This window comes from Gimesia chilikensis (assembly GCF_008329715.1).
In the GTDB taxonomy this organism is placed as follows: domain Bacteria; phylum Planctomycetota; class Planctomycetia; order Planctomycetales; family Planctomycetaceae; genus Gimesia; species Gimesia chilikensis.
Map to the genome: position 1 here is coordinate 152,635 of NZ_VTSR01000005.1, position 17,651 is coordinate 170,285.

At 54.6% G+C, this 17,651-nt stretch carries 15 protein-coding genes; 6 read left to right on the forward strand and 9 right to left on the reverse strand.

Annotation, left to right across the window (positions count from 1 at the left end):
• Positions 1-2: 2 nt before the first annotated feature.
• Positions 3-3,362 carry a DUF1553 domain-containing protein gene (locus tag FYZ48_RS04855; protein ID WP_149338078.1) on the reverse strand — a complete coding sequence of 1,120 codons (3,360 nt, stop codon included), beginning with the start codon at positions 3,360-3,362 and terminating at the stop codon, positions 3-5.
• Between the two features lie 290 nt (positions 3,363-3,652).
• Between FYZ48_RS04855 and FYZ48_RS04860 the strand changes: the two genes are divergently transcribed.
• Entirely contained in the window at positions 3,653-4,633 is a 981-nt protein-coding gene (locus FYZ48_RS04860; RefSeq protein ID WP_149338080.1) for an alpha/beta hydrolase, read from the forward strand.
• Between the two features lie 12 nt (positions 4,634-4,645).
• Here FYZ48_RS04860 and FYZ48_RS04865 read toward each other — a convergent pair whose 3' ends face one another.
• Both FYZ48_RS04865 and proB read right to left on the reverse strand, forming a co-directional pair.
• Complete coding sequence (locus FYZ48_RS04865; protein WP_149338082.1) at positions 4,646-5,188, reverse strand: hypothetical protein; 543 nt, start codon at positions 5,186-5,188, stop codon at positions 4,646-4,648.
• An 11-nt stretch (positions 5,189-5,199) separates the two neighbouring features.
• Positions 5,200-6,345 carry a glutamate 5-kinase gene (gene proB / locus FYZ48_RS04870; RefSeq protein ID WP_149338084.1) on the reverse strand — a complete coding sequence of 382 codons (1,146 nt, stop codon included), beginning with the start codon at positions 6,343-6,345 and terminating at the stop codon, positions 5,200-5,202.
• A 283-nt stretch (positions 6,346-6,628) separates the two neighbouring features.
• Here proB and FYZ48_RS04875 point away from each other — a divergent pair, with 283 nt between their 5' ends.
• Positions 6,629-8,224 (forward strand): amidophosphoribosyltransferase, encoded by a 1,596-nt coding sequence (locus FYZ48_RS04875; protein WP_149338086.1) that lies wholly within the window; start codon positions 6,629-6,631, stop codon positions 8,222-8,224.
• A gap of 37 nt (positions 8,225-8,261) precedes the next feature.
• Positions 8,262-8,657, forward strand: coding sequence for an acyl-CoA thioesterase (locus tag FYZ48_RS04880; protein ID WP_145442940.1), 396 nt, complete (start codon positions 8,262-8,264; stop codon positions 8,655-8,657).
• A 186-nt stretch (positions 8,658-8,843) separates the two neighbouring features.
• Here the strand turns inward: FYZ48_RS04880 and FYZ48_RS04885 are convergent, their stop codons facing one another.
• Positions 8,844-9,827, reverse strand: coding sequence for an acyl-CoA desaturase (locus FYZ48_RS04885; RefSeq protein ID WP_149338089.1), 984 nt, complete (start codon positions 9,825-9,827; stop codon positions 8,844-8,846).
• 661 nt (positions 9,828-10,488) lie between these two features.
• Positions 10,489-11,445 (reverse strand): hypothetical protein, encoded by a 957-nt coding sequence (locus FYZ48_RS04890; RefSeq protein ID WP_149338091.1) that lies wholly within the window; start codon positions 11,443-11,445, stop codon positions 10,489-10,491.
• A 391-nt stretch (positions 11,446-11,836) separates the two neighbouring features.
• Between FYZ48_RS04890 and FYZ48_RS04895 the strand changes: the two genes are divergently transcribed.
• Entirely contained in the window at positions 11,837-12,817 is a 981-nt protein-coding gene (locus FYZ48_RS04895; protein ID WP_149338093.1) for a hypothetical protein, read from the forward strand.
• Here FYZ48_RS04895 and FYZ48_RS04900 read toward each other — a convergent pair.
• On the reverse strand, positions 12,814-13,326 hold the full coding sequence (locus FYZ48_RS04900) for a hypothetical protein (protein ID WP_149338095.1): 513 nt from the start codon (positions 13,324-13,326) through the stop codon (positions 12,814-12,816). The two genes, FYZ48_RS04895 and FYZ48_RS04900, sit on opposite strands and share 4 nt — an antisense overlap.
• 262 nt (positions 13,327-13,588) lie before the next feature.
• Here FYZ48_RS04900 and FYZ48_RS04905 point away from each other — a divergent pair, with 262 nt between their 5' ends.
• The gene (locus tag FYZ48_RS04905) at positions 13,589-13,912 is read left to right on the forward strand and encodes an ABC transporter (RefSeq protein ID WP_149338097.1); all 324 of its coding nucleotides are present in this window, start codon (positions 13,589-13,591) and stop codon (positions 13,910-13,912) included.
• 25 nt (positions 13,913-13,937) lie between these two features.
• On the opposite strand, the gene FYZ48_RS04910 is transcribed toward FYZ48_RS04905, so the two are convergent.
• Positions 13,938-14,195 (reverse strand): hypothetical protein, encoded by a 258-nt coding sequence (locus tag FYZ48_RS04910; protein ID WP_149338099.1) that lies wholly within the window; start codon positions 14,193-14,195, stop codon positions 13,938-13,940.
• A gap of 21 nt (positions 14,196-14,216) precedes the next feature.
• The gene (locus tag FYZ48_RS04915; protein ID WP_149338101.1) at positions 14,217-15,788 is read right to left on the reverse strand and encodes a hypothetical protein; all 1,572 of its coding nucleotides are present in this window, start codon (positions 15,786-15,788) and stop codon (positions 14,217-14,219) included.
• 384 nt (positions 15,789-16,172) lie between these two features.
• On the opposite strand from FYZ48_RS04915, the gene FYZ48_RS04920 reads away from it, so the two are divergent.
• Positions 16,173-17,279, forward strand: coding sequence for a class I SAM-dependent methyltransferase (locus tag FYZ48_RS04920; RefSeq protein ID WP_149338106.1), 1,107 nt, complete (start codon positions 16,173-16,175; stop codon positions 17,277-17,279).
• On the opposite strand, the gene FYZ48_RS04925 is transcribed toward FYZ48_RS04920, so the two are convergent.
• Positions 17,257-17,649, reverse strand: a complete 393-nt coding sequence (locus FYZ48_RS04925) for a hypothetical protein (protein ID WP_145044648.1) — start codon at positions 17,647-17,649, stop codon at positions 17,257-17,259. The two genes, FYZ48_RS04920 and FYZ48_RS04925, sit on opposite strands and share 23 nt — an antisense overlap.
• Between the last annotated feature and the right edge of the window lie 2 nt (positions 17,650-17,651).

Genomic DNA, 17,651 nt, shown 5'->3' on the forward strand with positions numbered 1-17,651 from the left:
ACCTATTGAATAAACAGAAGCTCGTTGCTGTTGAGCAGTGCCCGGCAGAAGGCGGGCAGTTTTTCCGCCTTGATGAACTGAACCGAATCGCTGAGTTCGGACTCCGTAGGGGGACGCGAATAGCAGAGTTCGAAGGCCCGTTTGACCTGAGCCCGTTGATCGCCGGGATGCTCGCGTTCCAGACGCTGGGCGAACAGGTCGGCCTGTTGCAGCAGGAACCGGCTGTTGAACAGATTCAAAGCCTGCAGCGGCGTTGTGGAGCGACTGCGTTTGGCGACGGAGGTGGCGGCGTCGGGACAGTCGAACAGACCGAAGACGGAATCCTGTTCCATGCGGACTTTGGTCATGTAGATCATGCGGCGCCAGTCAGCGGGGCCGTAGGTTTTCTTGGGGTGATAGTGCCGTACGTTCTCCGCTTCGACTTCGAAAGCACTGAAACCGGGTCCGCCCATTTTGAGATCCAATACGCCTGTCACCGCGAGGATCGAATCGCGGATCGGTTCGGCTTCAAGACGGCGAGGCGGGAACCGCCACCAGAGTTGGGAGGCGGCATCCACCTTGAGTGCCCGGGGATTGGGTTGACCGGACTGCTGATATGTGGCGGAGGTCAGAATCAGACGATGAATATGTTTGAGGGACCAGTCATGCGCGATCAGTTCCTGCGCGAGCCAGTCGAGCAGTTCGGGATGCGTGGGTGGTACGCCGCCTGCTCCAAAGTCGCTGGGCGTTGTTACCAGCCCCTTACCGAAGTGGAACTGCCAGAGGCGGTTCACGATGACGCGGGCGGTCAGTGGATTCTCGGGAGAAGCGATCCACTCAGCCAGCCGTTTGCGGCGTTCGTTTTCGGGAGCAGTGGTACTCAGTTTCAGATCGGTAAAGATCTTGGGGGCGTTCGGTGGAACCTGTTCGCGTTTGGCCAGAGGTTCGCCTCGATAGAGACGGTGGGTTGGCCCGGGCTGCGAATACTTACCTGCGTAGACCATGTCTGATTTCTGCAGACGTTTTAGGTCGCTCTGTTGCTGTTTCAACTCGGCAAGCAACTGTTTCCCAGCCTGGGCCTGTTCCGCAGGCAGATGGTCGAAATGGTAGGTGGTGCTGGCGGCCTGGAGTGTATCGGCAGGCAGCGTGAGGGGGAGTCGATCGCTTGAGCCGGCAATCGTCTGCCAGTCGGTACCGGTCTCTGAGACTTCGATGACGTAATCGACGGGAACGCGGTCGCTGTATCTGCCTTCGCGATCACGGGCCCATTCGATGCGATCGATGGTCGTAGTCTGCGGGAGTTCAATCTGAATCCAGCCGCCGCCGTTCTCGTGAGAAATCCAGCTGTGGCTGTTGCCGTACTTGCCGTCGTTGATGTGCTCCAGCTTGTGAATCGGATAACCGGGTAATGCACTGGAACAGGTGGCTTTTGCGCCTGCGGAAGCAAGGGCGACGTTCTGCCCGCCGGAGAAGATCTCCAATTCATCCAGGCAGGGAGCACTGCTATTGGTGGCGTGAATCGTAAAACGCACGAAGCGGGTTTCGACCGGGCTGATGCGTTCCACATTGTGGGTCGGTTGCACCGGTTTCCGGAAGGCTGGTTTGGGCAGGCTCTGGTCGGAGGGGGAGAGAGTCACCGACTCCCAGAGGATGAGGTCCGCGGTCACAGCGGTGCCGTGTTTGCCGCCCACCAGGAGCAGTGCATTCTGTGGTTCGAGTGTGACGATCCCTGCATCGTGGAAACCGCTCCAGAGGGCCGCTCTGCGGGCTGGTTTCGTTCCATCGGCGAAGCGTTGCTGATCGACCTGGGCGACTTCCTGCCAGTCATCTGTGGTCTGCGGGTTTCCATCGCGGTCCAGAACATAACGGACATCAGTGCTGTGCGACTCGTATCCACAGCCCCAGGAGAGCCAGAGGCGATAGTCGCCGGTTTGCCCGGGCTTCCAGGCAACCAGGGGTTTGCCCGGCTCGTTTTTCCACCAGCTGTATTTACCGCCACTCAAGTTGGGCGAGCGGGTGGGGCTGCCGGGATCGTCCTTTGCACCTGGATCTGTGCCTGCGGGATTGGCGCCGAAACCGGCACGCGTCTGCAGGACTTCGAGACGGAGAGACGTGTTTTCCGGAGGAAGTTGATCGTCGATGGAAACGAAGCGGCGGGACTCGGGTCGGCGGCGATAGGGTTCCAGTTCGGATTTCAGTTTCGCGATACGCGTCTGTTTCTTACGGATTTCTTTCTGTTGTGATGCGGGAATTGGCAGACTGCGGTCGCCGTGCTTGACGCCGGCGAAGATGGCCTGCATCGAATAGTAGTCAGCCTGGGTCACGGGATCGAACTTGTGATTGTGACAGCGGGCACACCCCAGGGTGAGGCCCAGGAAAGCGGTGCCCGTGGTATTGATCATGTCGTCGAGTTCGTTCTGACGCTGCATAAGGGTCAGGTTGATGTCGGGGCTTTTGACCTGATCGTAGGGGCCCGCAACCAGATAGGCGGTGCCGGTCGGGTCACCCAGAATGTCGCCGGCAATCTGTTCTTTGATGAACTGGTTGTAGGGCTTGTCAGCGTTGAGTGATTGAATGACATAGTCGCGGTAAGGCCAGGCATGAGGTCGTTCGCGATTGGTTTCGAAGCCATGCGTTTCGGCGAAGCGGACGAGATCGAGCCAGTAGCGAGCCCAGCGTTCGCCGTAGTGCGGGTTGTTGAGTGTGGTGTCGACCAGTTTCTCCCAGGCGTCGGGGCTCTCGTCATTCACGAAGCGTTCGACTTCAGCGGGCGTTGGCGGGAGACCGAGGAGGTCCAGGTAGAGCCGGCGGATGAGTGTTCTGCGATCGGCGCGGGGATTATGGGTCAACTGTTTCTGCTGGAGACGACCCAGAATGAAGGCGTCGATGCCGGTACGGACCCAGGCATCTTTGGTATCCGGGGGCGTGACTTTGGCCAGGGGCTGAAAGGACCAGTGATCGGTCGTCCGTTTTTCCTCTTTGACGACGCCGTCTGGTCCGGGCCACGGGGCTCCCTGATCGATCCAGTCCGCCAGGAGCTGGATCTGTGCTGCGGTGAGTCGTTCGGATTCGTCGGGGGGCATCAGCAGGCCGGCCTCTTCTCCCCGCACCAGTTTGAGCAGGTGACTCTTCGCGCTCTGGCCGGGAATGATGGCTGGTTCACCCGAATCGCCCCCTCGGAGCAGGCCCGCTTTCCGGTCTAGACGGAATTTGCTTTCCTGGGTGTCGGCGTTGTGACAGTCGAAGCACTTCGTCTGCAACAGGGGAAGGACCTGTTTCTCGAAGTCGACCTTTTGCTTCGCTTCAGGCGGCGCTTCCGCAGCACCGAGAGGTGATACCAATACCAGAGGAATCAGACAGAGCAGACATGTACGCGATAACATGGCAGATCATCTTTGTGTTAATTGATTCAGAGACTCAGGCGGGAGACGAATACACTCATTATGGTCCCTTTGCGGGAGGTCCTGGCAAGCCCGGATAATCTATTATTCTGTCAAATTATATATAATCTTGCAAATCAAAAATCGAAATTCTGAGGCAGATCGGAAGCGGGGCGGAAAAAATATTTTCTATTTTCAAAAAAGTGAGGAACACTTTTGGCCGGACCTGGGGTTTGTTTGAGTACTGTTTTTCAGTTTCAGTTTCAATTTCACAGGAAGTGTTGAGGGGCGCAATGCCGGTTTTCGTAACACGTGTCGTTTTGGGAATCGTTTTTCTGGGAATCGTTGCCTGCCTGATCCCGGACGCGGAAAAAAAACAGGAGAAAGAACCGGCGCGCCAGCTGAGTTCGATTCCCCGTTCGAATATTGTGCCCCTGCCCAAAGACTTAAAAGTCATCGATGATGTTGTCTATCACCCCGGCAAAAAGACCCGCTGGCGGATGAACCTGGTTCTGCCTCAGCAGGTGGAAACTCAACCACGGCCGGCCCTGGTCTTCGTTTATGCCGGGGGTGGTTCGGGCGGAAACAACACGACTCGACACTCTCGAACAGGTCCCCTGCATTACGCTCGCAAGGGTTACGTCTGTGTCAGCCTCTATCATCGACTTTCGGATGACACCCCTTTTGCAGAATGCCTGGAAGATCTGAAGTGCGCCATTCGCTGGATGCGGGCACATGCGGACAAATACCAGATTGATCCGGAACGAATTGGTGCCTTTGGAAATGCGAACGGCGGTTCCATGGTCTGCCTGGTCGGATTGATGAAACAGAGTCAGCAGGTTGATTCGAGTGCCCCCTGGCATGACAAGTCCAGCGAGCTGAATGCGATCTGCGTGACCGCGACGCCGACAGACTACCTGAGCTGGGCAGATGGCATCGAGCATCTCCCGCGGATGATCCATTTGACATGGAAGAACGAAGACGAATTGAAAACGGAAGTCGCGAAAATCTCGCCGATCACTTACGTTCGTGCGGATGCCCCGCCGATGCTGGTAATGCATGGCGTACTGGATCCCTTCGTAGATGTAAGCCAGGCAGACCAGTTCGTGGCTGCGTTGAAAACTGCCGGTGCCCGGGATGTGACTTACTATCGTAGCGACGATGCCGGCCACGCGGTCTTCTTAAGAGACCAGACCCAGACGTTCCCGATGATGGAAGACTTTTTTGCCCGGACCCTGGGCTATCCCAAGGGTTACAAAGTGGCCCAGAGATAATCTTCGGTCTGCTCAGCGAACGGCCATTGGCTGCAGTTCGTCGCCGGTGATCGGATTCAGCCGCCGGGCTTCGGTAACCTTCCATTCACCCCCGATCTGCTGCCAGGTCAATTCCCAGCGGGTGGGGGCGCGACCGGTGATGCCCTTAAAGGTGGCCGCGCCATTGGCACGAAAATGCGTTTTGGCGATCGAGTCATCTGCCAGCATTTCTGTTTCAACGTCGGTAATCCGCAGGTCACCTTCAATGGTGACCGTAGTGAGGGCCAGCATGACCAGGGTACGCAGAGGAGCTGCCCCTTTACTGATGTAGCCCATCGTCGTATCCACCTCCTTGTGCTGAAATGCATCGGCCAGAGCATAGAGGTCAGCCTCGACGCGTTCGCGGGGAGTTACGATGCTGATTTCAACCAGATAGGACACCCCCAGCATGACCAGCGCGATTGCCATGCCCACGAGGTATTTTGACTGTCGCCTCAGGTACCACTGAATAAACAGGACGGTTGCAATCACGGAGCAGATGGCAATGGGGGGAATGGCTGTTTCGGTAAACCACATTGAATTGTCTCCTAGACTGCAGGATGATTTTCCAGGACGGCCAGGTTGTCGCGGTGAATCACTTCCGAATAGGGAACGGATCCCAGTATGGAAGCGATCTGATCGGAACGGTGCATAATGATTTTTGCCAGATCGGCGGAATTGTAATTGGTCAGGCCCCGGGCAAATTCCTCTCCACTGGGACTGACGAGGGTGACTGCTTCGCCGCTTTCAAAGGTGCCATCAATCGAGCGGATGCCGATCGCCAGGAGCGACTTACCCCCTTCGCGAATAGCGCGGGTGGCACCTTCATCAAGATGAAAGCGCCCCTTGGGACGGATGGTGTAACCGATCCAACGTTTCCAGGCAGAGACCGAAGCTCCCTGGGCGTGAAACAGCGTACCGACATCCTCGCCCTGCAGGATGCGATCCAGAATCCCTTCCTGAGTCCCGTTGGCAATGATGACATTTTCACCGACGGCGGTCGCCGAGCGGACGGCCTGCAGTTTCGATTTCATGCCCCCGGTTCCCCGCGAGCTGCTGTCGTCGGTCGCCAGCGCGAGTAATTCGGGTGTCCAGTCCTGCACCGAGGAGATGCGGGTACTGTCGGGAGATTTTGGATCGCCATTATAAAGACCATCGACGATGGACAGGATCACCAGCAGCGGCTTTTTGACCAGGCTGGTGACCATGGCGGCCAGGTGATCGTTATCGCCGAACTTAATTTCCTGGATGCTGACGGTGTCGTTTTCATTCACAATCGGGACTGCACCATACTCAAACAGCGTATGGATGGTGTTACGTACATTGAGGTAACGCGTCCGGTTTTTGAAATCGTTGGCGGTGACCAGGAGCTGGGCGGCGTGATAGCCGTGTTTGCGTAAGTAGCGGTCATAGCGACGGATGAGGTGCGCCTGACCGACAGCGGCGGAGGCCTGCAGGTGCCCCAGATCGCGAGGGCGTTCTTTGAGTCCGAGTAATCCCATGCCGGCACCGATGGCACCACTGGAAACGACGACGACTTTGCGGCCGGTCATTTTGACACGGTGAATCTGTTCGGCCAGCGTTTCGATCCGTGCGGGATCGAGTGTATCGTCCGGGCAGGAGAGAACGTTTGTTCCAATTTTAATTACCAGCGTTTCCGCTGAGTCGATGACTTCGCGACGGGTTAGACTCACAGTCTGCACTTTTTCCGGGAATCACAAAAAAATTTCAAAGAGGTACTCGCCACCGGGTCCCTATTTCTTAATATTTATATAATATAGAAGTCCGGGGCCGGAGCATAGACAATCATCAGCGCGAGCATGTCGTATATCAAAGGGATTTCCTGTAAAACGGCGTTTTTCTCTCTCAATTTGCTGATTCTGTTTGACGCTCAAGCAGGGCTCGGGAACAATTTACCGCATAGTTCACCCGGTTCACACTGATTTCGAAACTCTATTTCACGAACTAAGGCAATTTATGTCGGAACTATACCACGAATGTGGAATTGCAGCCGTCTACCATCTTCCCAACCGAGATCCCAGTCCTCTGGCTCCCCTGGGCGACCCTGAAAAGACATCGCAACTCATCTCCCGGTTACTGCTGGATATTCAGAATCGTGGCCAGCTGGCTGCGGGAATGACCACGTTTAACCCTGGCCGGAATCAGTTGATCGATACTCACAAAGATGTGGGAACCGTCACCGAGGTGTTTCAGCTGAATCATCAGCAGACCTTCAACAACCTGATGAAGAAGTACGAGGGCCCCGCGGCGATCGGTCACGTGCGGTATGCGACCTGTGGTAAAGATGACCGCAGCTACGCGCAACCATTCGAACGCCATCATATCCAGAAATCCAAATGGTTCAGTTTCGGCTTTAACGGTCAGCTGGCCAACTACCAGGAACTCTGCAAGGAAATCCTGACCGAGTCCGACTTCCATCTGGCCCGGGAAACCGATACCGAAATTCTGATGCACCTCATCTCGCAGGAACTTTCCAAAGAGAATCCTGCCGAGCTGTTCGACATGCTGACTACGCTCAGCAAACGCCTGGACGGTGCATATAATATTGTCTTCCTGGATGCGTTGGGGAATATGTTCGTTTCCCGCGATCCAGTGGGACTGCGTCCGTTGTGCTATGCCTTTGATGGTTCGCTGTTCGCAGCCGCATCTGAAAGTGTGGCGCTGGCCAACATGGGCTTCGAAGCCGAGCAGATCAAGAGTCTGCCCCCGGGTTGTGCGATTGTGATTCAGGATGGCGAGCTGACGATCCGCGAATATGCGAAGCCGACGCAGAAAGCACACTGCTTCTTCGAATGGATCTACTTCGCGAATGTCTGCAGTACCCTGGACGACCAGAGTGTGTACATCACCCGTAAACGCCTGGGTGAAGAACTGGCCGAGCAGGAAACCGTGCCTATTGATGAAGATACTATCGTCGTACCTGTGCCGGACACCGCGAAAGCGGCCGCCGACAGTATGGCGTATACGCTGCGCGTGCCCTGTCTGGAAGGCTTGATCCGTAACCGTTACATCGGGCGAACCTTTATCGAAGGGGCCAACCGCAAAGACAAAGTACGGGCGAAATACACGCCGCTGCCGGAAGTTCTGGAAGGGAAGCGGGTACTGCTGGTAGAAGATACCATCGTCCGTTCAACCACGATGAAGGCATTGATCAGCCAGTTGAAGGAACGGGGCCGGGCGAAGGAAGTACACGTCCGCGTAGCCTGTCCGCCGATCATCGCTCCCTGTTTTTACGGCATCGACATGTCGACGATCAACGAGCTGTTCGCTCCCAAGTTCCTGAACGGTGGCGAGATGAGCCCCGCAGTGGAAGAAGCGATGGCCGAGGCGATTGGTGCCGATACGCTGAAGTATCTGCCTAAGGCTTCGATCGCGCGTGCCGTAGGTCTGCCCGGTAGTTCTCTCTGCCAGGCCTGTATCGATACGACTTACCCGACCGAATCGGGTCGTCAGCTGTATCAGATCGCTGTGGAGAATTCGCTGAACGATAACGGCGATAATGCACACCGGACCTACGATGTGACTCTCTCCAGCAGTCCGGTTCGCTCCTGAGACGCCTTCTGATTTCGACAAAGGATGGTTTTGACTGATGTCTAACTCGCATGAGATCGAAATCCGGGTCCGTTATAACGAAACGGACGCCATGGGATTTCTGCATCATGGTAACTACTTCACGTACTTCGAAATGGGCCGCACCGAGCTCTTCCGTTCCCAGGGTGGTAACTACCGCGAGATGGAAGAGAAAGGCTACCTGCTGGTGGTGGCTAAGATCGAATGCAAATACCGGCTGCCGGCCCGCTACGATGATGTGCTGACGCTGCGAACGACCCTGGAAAAAGTGACCGGGGCCAAACTGGTACACAAGTACGAGCTGTTTCGCGATGGTCAAAGCGTAGCGGTGGCCCAATCGGTGATTGCGTGCGTGGACCGGGAAGGCAATATCCAGCGGATGCCCGCGGCGATGGAGCAGTTGGGGACGGAGTGAGCTTTCGTCCGCTTTTGAGAATTCCTTTGGATACATCCCCGAAACATGCGGGCTGGCACACAGGCCAGCCCCTACTGTAACGGACATCGGAATGTTTTGCTCTTAAATAGCTCGACTTCCCTGACAGTTTCCTGCTCGCTGCGCTCGGCTCGGATTACATCCGAGCCCACCCGTAAAGCCGTGACTTCAGTCGACCTGTGCCTGGACTGTCTGCTGTTGCGTTGCGAATTTGGGTGGTTTGACGGCAGTCGCTTTGTCGTTGGGGGGAATGGTTTTGACGACCTTCCAGGCGAGGCCCAGTTTTTCGAGGACGAGAATTGCGCCATAGGTCATGTCGAGTTCCCACCATTTGTGGCCGTTCTTTGCCATCCGCTGGTATTTGTGGTGATTGTTGTGCCAGCCTTCGCCGTAGGTCAGCAGAGCCACCCACCAGAGGTTGCGGCTGTCGTCGGTGGTTTCATAGTTGCGATAGCCCCAGATGTGCGTCGCGGAGTTCACGAACCAGGTTGCGTGCAGGACGTAGAACAGACGCACGAACATGCCGTAGACAAGCAGGCTGAGGCCCAGTTCTGAACCGCCAGCCCAGTAGCCGATGCCGTAGAGGAGTGCGCCGAGTCCCAGGTGCCAGTACAGGAAGGTTCGCTGCAGCAGACGCATGAACGGGTCTTTCAGCAGATCGGGGGCGAACCGCTGATGGGTCGCCTGAATTTCCTCTGCACTGTGAAAAGGAACGAGCCAGAGGATGTGGCTCCACCAGCGACCATCGCGGGGGGAATGCGGATCGCCGGGCTGGTCGCTGTGCAGGTGATGTTTACGATGATTGGCAACCCACTGGATTGGAGGCCCCTGCCCAGCCAGCAAGCCGATCAATCCAATCAGCCGATTCATGAACGGATAGGTCTGGAAGCTGCCATGCGTGAGCAGGCGATGATAGCCCAGGCAGATACCGATGCCGCCGGTGAGCCAGCCCAGGAACATACAGGTGAAGAGACCGGTCCAGGTGAAGCAGAACGGTGCTGCGAGGACGCCCAGATGAATGGCGACGACCCAGCCGATATTTGCCCAGTCAGGTGTTGCATAACGGCCCGACTCAGGCATCTCAGCAGACGTGTTTTCAGGAACAAGAGGATCCGTTTCCGGAGGGGGCACGAGTGTCTGCTGGGAATTCATTCAATAAGACCGATGCTGTCAGAGTGTGGAGTACCAATAAAAAACCGGCCGATTCTAGGGGGATTGGGCAATCGTGTCTATAGTGATGGGGTTTGCAGGGAGGAAATCATTCGCAGGGGGTAACGTCTGCTCAGTTTTTCTGTGATTCGTGCTGGTTTTGTGACGTTTTTGAGCAGGTTCTTTCTGTACTTGATGGGATTATTTCTCATTTGTGAGGTTCGTGGTGGTCCCTGTTATGTCTGAGCTGATCAGGGCCTCGCCAGGCGGGCGGACACATGGGTCCGCACCCTACATTTTCTGGTGAGGTCCGCTGTTGCTGGAATGGCTGAACCCTCTGAGACCTCCTGCTCGCTGCGCTCGGCTCGGATTACATCCGAGCCCACCCTTTGATATTTCGTATCAATCTTAATTGGGTGGCCTCGAATAAAATTCGAGGTTGTCGGAGACAACAGGAGGTTGCGGAACACGCTTTTGTTGCAGGCGGGTGAACCTCACCTTGTGAATGAGAGAGGTTGACTGTTGCACCTGGAATTGAGCGATTTCACTGAGACCTCCTGCTCGCTGCGCTCGGCTCGGATTGCATCCGAGCCCACCCGTTTTGTAGGAAAACTGATATGGTGTTGAGATGACTGTTGGTGAGTCAGCAGTGTCTCTCTTCGCTTCAGGAAGGGATGGACTTCTGGATTTCAGCGAGCTGCTTCTGCTGTTGATCGCTCATTCCATCGATGCAAAACTTCACCGGTCGGGCGCAAAAGGGAGTTGCATGAACCTGGAGTAACCAGTCCAGGGCGCGTTTGGAAATGAAGTTGGTCGCCATGGGGTCGTCTCCGGCACCGTAGACAAAGTCGGATCCATCCCAGCGGCTGCCTTCCAGAACGGGAATCTCTCTTTGTGAGAGTGGTGAGACAATCAGTTGCTGATCGGCGGGACCTCCATGTTTTTCCTTGATTGTCCAGGTGCTTTTTTCGCATGCAGGGCAGATCGAATTGCCATGTCCACATGACTGACAGATTAATGGTTTGTGACCACAAAACGGGCAGGCATTTTCAGCACCCTGAACCCGGGAGGGGCGCAAACATGATTTGCCTCGAAACTGGAAGTCGAACAGAGGCGGTAGCGTTTTTTCCAGGGGACCTTCCGGATCCTTGATGGATACCGGAACGAAGACAGCCCCGGTCAAACCACTCTGTTTAATTCGCTCCATAAACGTCTGGGGCACCAGTAACGCATCTACTTCACACGGCATTTCATACCAGGGTTTAGTAAGATTAAACTCGGAGAGCAGAATTTTCTGATCTGCAGAATTCCAGACTTCGACTTCCAGGCTGGCAAAACCACTTTGCGTTACATGCGACGGATCGGCGGGGCAACGTTCCAGTTTGACGCGTTTGGCTTTGGTAATCCCCGCTTCCAGCCAGGCCCGCTCCATTGCCTCAGCTACATCGGCTGCTTCAGCCAGCTCGAGCTCGGTCGGCGAACGCTTGGAGATATACTCCCAGCCGTCTGCCTTTGGGTGATCCAGATCTGCGATATCGGAATCCAAGGGAATGGAGAATTCATAAAAGAGGTCTGTTCTCAGAGTCCCTGAGTCATCCTGGTAGATGTGGTAATCGTGCATGTGAGTTACTTTCTTACTTGCAGCCGGAATCGGCATCGTGTGTCAAATAAACATTGTGATGATTTGAAGACAACAAGGAAAGACCTTTGACATCATTCAGCAGTGTATTTATTCCTGTTTGATGAAGATGATTGAAATAGTCACAACCTCAAAAGAATTATCAGGAACCGTGAGGACTGGTACTGACGTCTTGCGGATAATAAAGCATGCCGAAACGTGAAGGTCAGTAAACCACTTTAGCCAGACTTCGTGCATGGTAGATGCTGGCCAGTCGCAAATTTCAATCGGACATCCCCGATTTCAAATGAAAGGGTGAGATGTGAATTGGGCTATAATATAATTGGCAAGATATGTGCCCCCGAACCGATCCTGCAGAACACGAGGTGCTCCGATGTTGTGGATTTGTCGCGTTGCTGTTTTCAGTTTGATCTGCTGCTGTCTGGCTGTGCCCCTGAGTGCAGAGGAAACTTTTCCGAATGCACGGAAGCCGGCAACGGATGAGGAGCTGAAATACTGGCTGGAGAACATGTCGCTGTATCATCATTATTCGCTGGATGAAATGCAGCAGGCTATGGGGCTTTCGAAGCCGGAGATCAAGTCGGCACTGAAACGGTTTGAACTGCAGGAGCGACTCGCGCCGGAGCGTAAGCCTGCGGATATCTTGACGGTGAAGCCGTATCCGGGCGGTCGGCATCCGCGGATCGGTTTTCTGGAAGGGGCGATCAACCCCCAGCGGGAGACGAAGATTTCCGTGTTTGCCCCCTGGGATCCAGACAGCTATCTCGTGCTGGATATCCCGGAAGCGATCTGGTCGAACCTGGGACTGACGTACCTCGCGCACACGCATGTGCCTACCATCTGGACGCAGCAGAATAAGGAACTGCCCCCGCAGGAATGGTCAGTCCATCAAGACGGATCCATGACAGCACGGCGTCGACTGCCCAATGGTATCGAATTCGGAACGATCGTGTTGCCTCTTCAGAAAGCGGTGCTGATGGAGATGTGGTTGAAGAATGGGACCGATGAGCCTCTTTCCAAGTTGCGGGTGCAGAACTGTGCGATGCTGAAGATGATGGACGGCTTCACTCAACAGAGCAATGACAACAAGGTATTTCGCGCACCGTATGCTGCCTGTCGGTCTGCAAAGAGCAACCACTGGGTGATCATGGGGTGGACTCCCTGCTTTAAAGCGTGGGGCAATCAGAAGTGTCCCTGCCTGCACTCGGATCCGATTTTTCCTGACTGTCCGCCGGGAGAAATCAAACGGGTTTACGGTATTCTCACGTTTTATACCGGAACCGACATCGAGGGCGAATTCAAGCGGCTGGAAAAAGAGAACTGGAAGAAATACCTGATGGAGCGCACGTTTTAGACGCCGGCTCCTGTTTTGGTGTTTCGCCGGGCGAGCAGTTTTTCCAGACGTGAAATCAGATTCCGCGGAGAGAGTTGATCGACGTCGGCTTCGATGGTTTCCATCACCGCATCATTCTCCGGCGTCTGAACCAGCAGCACGACTCCCAGAGGGGAACGCGAATCAAAATATCCCCGCCAGGCCTCAAACTGTTCCTCGGAGAGGCCAGCGAGATCGATGCGATAACAGGCAACCGGATGCGTGCGCAGGAACTGCAGCATGGCGGGATCGCGTGAGTACCAGGACTCAAAACATGCAGACGACAGATCCCAACTCGCCATGGCGCTGATCAGGATGACTTTGCCTTGATCCATGTCACGCTGGATGTGCGGCAGGGAATATTCCTGCCAGGCGATTTCAGTCTGTTGAGGGGGCGGAACCAGAACAAAGAGAGCCGAAACTGCAATCAGACAGGCCAGAAAACAGACCAGCAGATTTTTGTGATAAAAAAATGAGTTCCGACTGGGCATTTTGTAAGCTTCCCGAATTAAATCATTTTCATCTGAACCTGTTGTTGTCATCATACTTGTGATTCAAGCGGATAGAACTGCCTATTTTGACAGAGAAATCCGCTTTGGGATAATCACAGGAAATTCATCGAACCTTGTGTGAAGACTCGTCGTCTCACCGTTATAATATATTAACACCAGTCTTAAGCCTCAATTCAGTGAGGCACATCGGTCCAATGTTCTGTGACCCGCCGTTTCTTTCTTTTGAACAGGGGGCTCTCTTATGAAGTATCAACTCGTTCTGCAATTCACGGGAACTGTAATTCCTGACTATGATTCACTGGTAGACCTGGAGTCGGTGCTGATTGAAGAAATTCAGGAAGACGGCAAAGCGACCGTGGACGGACACGATTTCGGCAGTTCGCAGATGAATCTGTTTCTGACCGTGGATGATCCGGAGAACGTCTTAAGCCGCATCCGTGGAAAAATTGAACATCCACTGATGGAACGCGTGCGTGCCGGCTATCGTAATGTGACTGATAATACATTTCGCGCCATCTGGCCGGAATCGCTGCATGAATTTTCTGTGAAGTCAATTCAGGCCTGAGCGCGTCACGCTTTTCAACTGCTCTTTAATCTTCTTCTACCGGTCGATCACTGCAGAACAGGACGAAACGTCCGTCAGGTGACATCGACAGACTGAGCAGCTTCTGATCCTGCTGTCCGGGTTCCAGCCTGCGCGGCGGTCCCAGTTTGGTCAGGTTGATTGCATACAAGGCAGTCCCTTCCGGAGTACGCCCCGTAAAGACGCAGGTTCCCGTTTTTTCAGAATAGACGGGGCAGCCGGGAACTTCAATGCGTGGTTGATTTGCCGGGCGTGGTTGACTCACCGGTCTCAGGATTGGCTGATGCTACTTTCCGCAGACACTGTATTTGATAAACGGATACCGGGCTTTGACCTCGTCGGTGAGTACAGCGGATTGTTCTGAACCAATATCACACAATTTGAGCTCGCGCAACTCGGGCATGGTGGCCAGGAGTGTGAGTCGCTTATTGGTCAGTGACTGCGGGTATTCGATTTCCAGGGTCTCCACATGAGAGAGCCAGGGCAGCAGGTGCGCTGATTCATCAGAGAATGACAGCGTTCGCACGGTGAGATGTTTCAGCGCGGGCATGCGGGCGAGGTAGATCAATGTCGACTGATGGAGATTCAGATTACGACAGTAAAAAGATTCGAGTTGATGCAGACGCGTGAGCGGTTCCAGTGCATTAACGTCAGGCAACTTGACAGGAATGTGTACCTGCTGCAGATTCGGAAAGGCAGAGAGCAGCTGCAGTGCTTTGCGAGCCTGTCTGCCTTTGAGATGCTCTCCCGTGTCCCAGCCGATGGTCAGCGAGCGGAGCTTCGTATTCTGTTTCGCGAGACGTTCGAGCAGATATTCCATCTCTTCCGGAGAGCCAGAGGGAACTTTAAGCACTTCCAGGTTGGGGGCCAGGGCCAGGGCATCCGCGAGTTTCTGGCGGGGAATGCGTTCCCGGATCGTCCAGTTCTTCAGACGCTGATGATCCCCTTTTGTGAGGAAGTGATACATCATGTCCTGGCTGACTTTTCCGCAGTCGACTTCCAGTTTGACCAGCGATTCACAGCCGGCCAGTTTTTTCCAGAAGCGTCCGACCTCTTTGGGCTCCAGATGGATCTGCAGTTTGAAGTCTTCCAGTTCAGAAAGATTGAGCAGTTGCTCTGCAGCGATGGTAGACATCTTCTGATCGCCGAAACTGAGGTGCAGGCGACGGAGCTGCGCGAGTTCTGCGATGTGCTTCAGTGCGGTTTCATCGAGATGCGAATGCAGGATTTCCAGATCGGTCAGTTGGGGAAGATCGTGAAGTGCCTCGTACCCGCGCTGACTGATGCGGCAGTAGGAAAATTTGACGCCGTGGAGTTTATCAATCTTTGTCAGTGTTTCGACACAGGCTCCCAGTTCCGGATTGGATTGATCCCGGGTTCCATAGAACCAGATACGTACCGGGAACGGGAGTTGATTAATGTGAGGAATCGCGTTGGTGAGTGCTTCGGTGTGGTTAAAGACTTTCTTCCCGTCGACAGTCTTCTGTGGATTGCCGACCCAGATCGAGAATGGCTCATCATTCCGGGGAAACCAGATTGTCAGTTTCTGATTGCGGATCTGCTGATAGATCCGTTCCAGCGCAGGGTCCTGCCAGGCTTCTGTTTCATGCGTATGTGAGGTACCAGCTGTCTCCGTGATATGAGGAACCCGGCTCGCAAGAATCTGATTGATCTCTTCGAGTTTCCTGGTCCGTTCCAGCACACGGGGATCGGACTGTAGTTTGAGAGGGGGCGCAGGAGAATCCTGCTGCTTGTCGGCGACGGCATTTTGTGTTGAATCAGAACTCAACAGAAAACAGCCGATTCCTGCCAGCGCAATTACCACGATCGTTGATACTAAAGTCAATTGTCGAAACATAGCCCGCTCTCCCTCTGCCTGCTTCTGAATCCTGTCTCAGAAAGTTCCGGCACCGTTTTGAACCGCTCCTTTGCAGGAGCCCGTCAATTAAGAATGTCTTCTCAAATTACTTCATTTCACTAACTGATTGTACACAGCAAAACAGTTGTTGTCCGCCCAGAGTTTAAAGATTTTTTCACACAGATGTCCTGTGAGAACGGTAGACATCGTATCCTGTTCAAAATCAAGCATTTACAAATGACACATCAGCAAACCCCACTGCGAGGTATTCCCCTCCTTTTTCCGTCTCCGCTTTTTTTGAAAAACCCTGTAACAGCCGCTGCGGTTTTGCGCCTGGTAGTCAGTAGAGGACACAAATTCATTTTCTTTGAGGGGAGACTTTGAATGACAACCAGCTATACCACACTGACCATTTCTGAAGATCGGACCGTCGCTTTTGAAAACCAGTTGCAAAACAAGATTAACCAGGGAAGCCTGGCGTTGCTGGTCGCATTGGGTTACCGGACGGGACTCTGGAAAGTCATGAGTCTGCTGGAACATGCCACGAGTTGTGAGATTGCAGCGGAAGCTGGTCTCAAACAAGTGTATGTCGTCGACTGGCTGACGGCCATGCAGGGAGGCGGGCTGGTGGAATACGATCCGATCTTTCAGACATACCGACTGCCACGCGAGCATGCGGAAGTTCTGACCGGCTCCGCCCAATACGAAGAGAGCCTGCGCTGGTTGACACTGCTGGGGAAACTGGAGGACGAGCTGGCAGAGAGTCTGCGCGCGGGAGCACCGCTATCCGACGAAACCCGCGAACGGATCCTGCAGGCACAGAGCGCAGAGCGTTCGACGTCATTTACAAATCAGTTGTTTCAGCAGATCCTGCCTTTGATTCCCGGGTTGATCATGCAACTCTGCGAAGGCCTGGATGTACTGGACCTGGGTTGTGGCGACGGCAAACTGCTACTGGAACTGGCGACCGCGTTTCCGGAGAGTCGGTTTGTGGGCTACGATCCTTCGGCCGAGTTGATCGAACAGGCACGCGAAAGTGCCGCAACACAGGGTCTGGAGAATGTCGCGTTTATCGAACGCGAGCTGACAGCCATTCATGCGATCAATGCCTTTGATCTGATCACCGTGTTTGACGTCACCGTGGCGCCGCAGGAACGGGAAGAGCTGCTGCAGGCAGTGCGGACGGCACTCAGACCCGATGGTACGTTGCTGCTGAGAGAACTGGCCTGTTCGCGCAGCCGGGAAGAAAATCTGCAGCACCCGCTGTCGGCTTTGCTGTTATCCATCTGCAGTCTGCGGAATCTGACCGGAGCCGCACGTCCAGCAGCGGGTAACGCACGCGGCAGAGAAGCGTTGTGCAACAGTCTGACAGCAGCAGGTCTGGGTAATCTGGAATATCGCCTGCTGCCCGAGGATGTACTGCACGAGTATTATATCGCGCGACCTGGTGTGGCTGCAGAAACGTCGCTTAGCGCTGAAACAGCTTTTTAGAAAGCTCTTCGTAATAGCGGGCATCGGTCCCGCCATCCGAGGCATGCAGGTGCAGGATGCCGGGATCGATAAACACCAGCGCGGGCTGTTCGTGTGCGTGTTCTTCCGAGGCTTTGAGCAGGTAGCTGATATCCGTACGACTCAATCGATGCGTTTTACACAGATCGTAAAACAGTCCCTGCGGAGTATCGGCACTGGCCTTCCGCTGAATCTGCAGGTTTTCCCAGAGATAGAGTCCGAGCCAGATGGAACTGATGACAATCGTCGCGGTGATCAGCAACCAGTTCTCCTGCAGGACTCCGCGATTACGAAAGGCACGCGAAACATCATCGGTGTGACCGGCGAGGGTCAGAAAGAAATCATAGGACATCG

Excerpts from the sequence above, each read along its gene's own strand:
- FYZ48_RS04890 (WP_149338091.1), bottom strand. The coding sequence starts at position 11,445 with ATGCACGATTACCACATCTACCAGGATGACTCAGGGACTCTGAGAACA.
- FYZ48_RS04895 (WP_149338093.1), top strand. The coding sequence starts at position 11,837 with ATGTTGTGGATTTGTCGCGTTGCTGTTTTCAGTTTGATCTGCTGCTGT.
- FYZ48_RS04860 (WP_149338080.1), top strand. The coding sequence starts at position 3,653 with ATGCCGGTTTTCGTAACACGTGTCGTTTTGGGAATCGTTTTTCTGGGA.
- FYZ48_RS04875 (WP_149338086.1), top strand. The coding sequence starts at position 6,629 with ATGTCGGAACTATACCACGAATGTGGAATTGCAGCCGTCTACCATCTT.
- FYZ48_RS04865 (WP_149338082.1), bottom strand. The coding sequence starts at position 5,188 with ATGTGGTTTACCGAAACAGCCATTCCCCCCATTGCCATCTGCTCCGTG.
- FYZ48_RS04920 (WP_149338106.1), top strand. The coding sequence starts at position 16,173 with ATGACAACCAGCTATACCACACTGACCATTTCTGAAGATCGGACCGTC.
- FYZ48_RS04925 (WP_145044648.1), bottom strand. The coding sequence starts at position 17,649 with ATGTCCTATGATTTCTTTCTGACCCTCGCCGGTCACACCGATGATGTT.
- FYZ48_RS04855 (WP_149338078.1), bottom strand. The coding sequence starts at position 3,362 with ATGTTATCGCGTACATGTCTGCTCTGTCTGATTCCTCTGGTATTGGTA.
- FYZ48_RS04915 (WP_149338101.1), bottom strand. The coding sequence starts at position 15,788 with ATGTTTCGACAATTGACTTTAGTATCAACGATCGTGGTAATTGCGCTG.
- FYZ48_RS04900 (WP_149338095.1), bottom strand. The coding sequence starts at position 13,326 with ATGCCCAGTCGGAACTCATTTTTTTATCACAAAAATCTGCTGGTCTGT.
- FYZ48_RS04905 (WP_149338097.1), top strand. The coding sequence starts at position 13,589 with ATGAAGTATCAACTCGTTCTGCAATTCACGGGAACTGTAATTCCTGAC.
- FYZ48_RS04880 (WP_145442940.1), top strand. The coding sequence starts at position 8,262 with ATGTCTAACTCGCATGAGATCGAAATCCGGGTCCGTTATAACGAAACG.
- FYZ48_RS04885 (WP_149338089.1), bottom strand. The coding sequence starts at position 9,827 with ATGAATTCCCAGCAGACACTCGTGCCCCCTCCGGAAACGGATCCTCTT.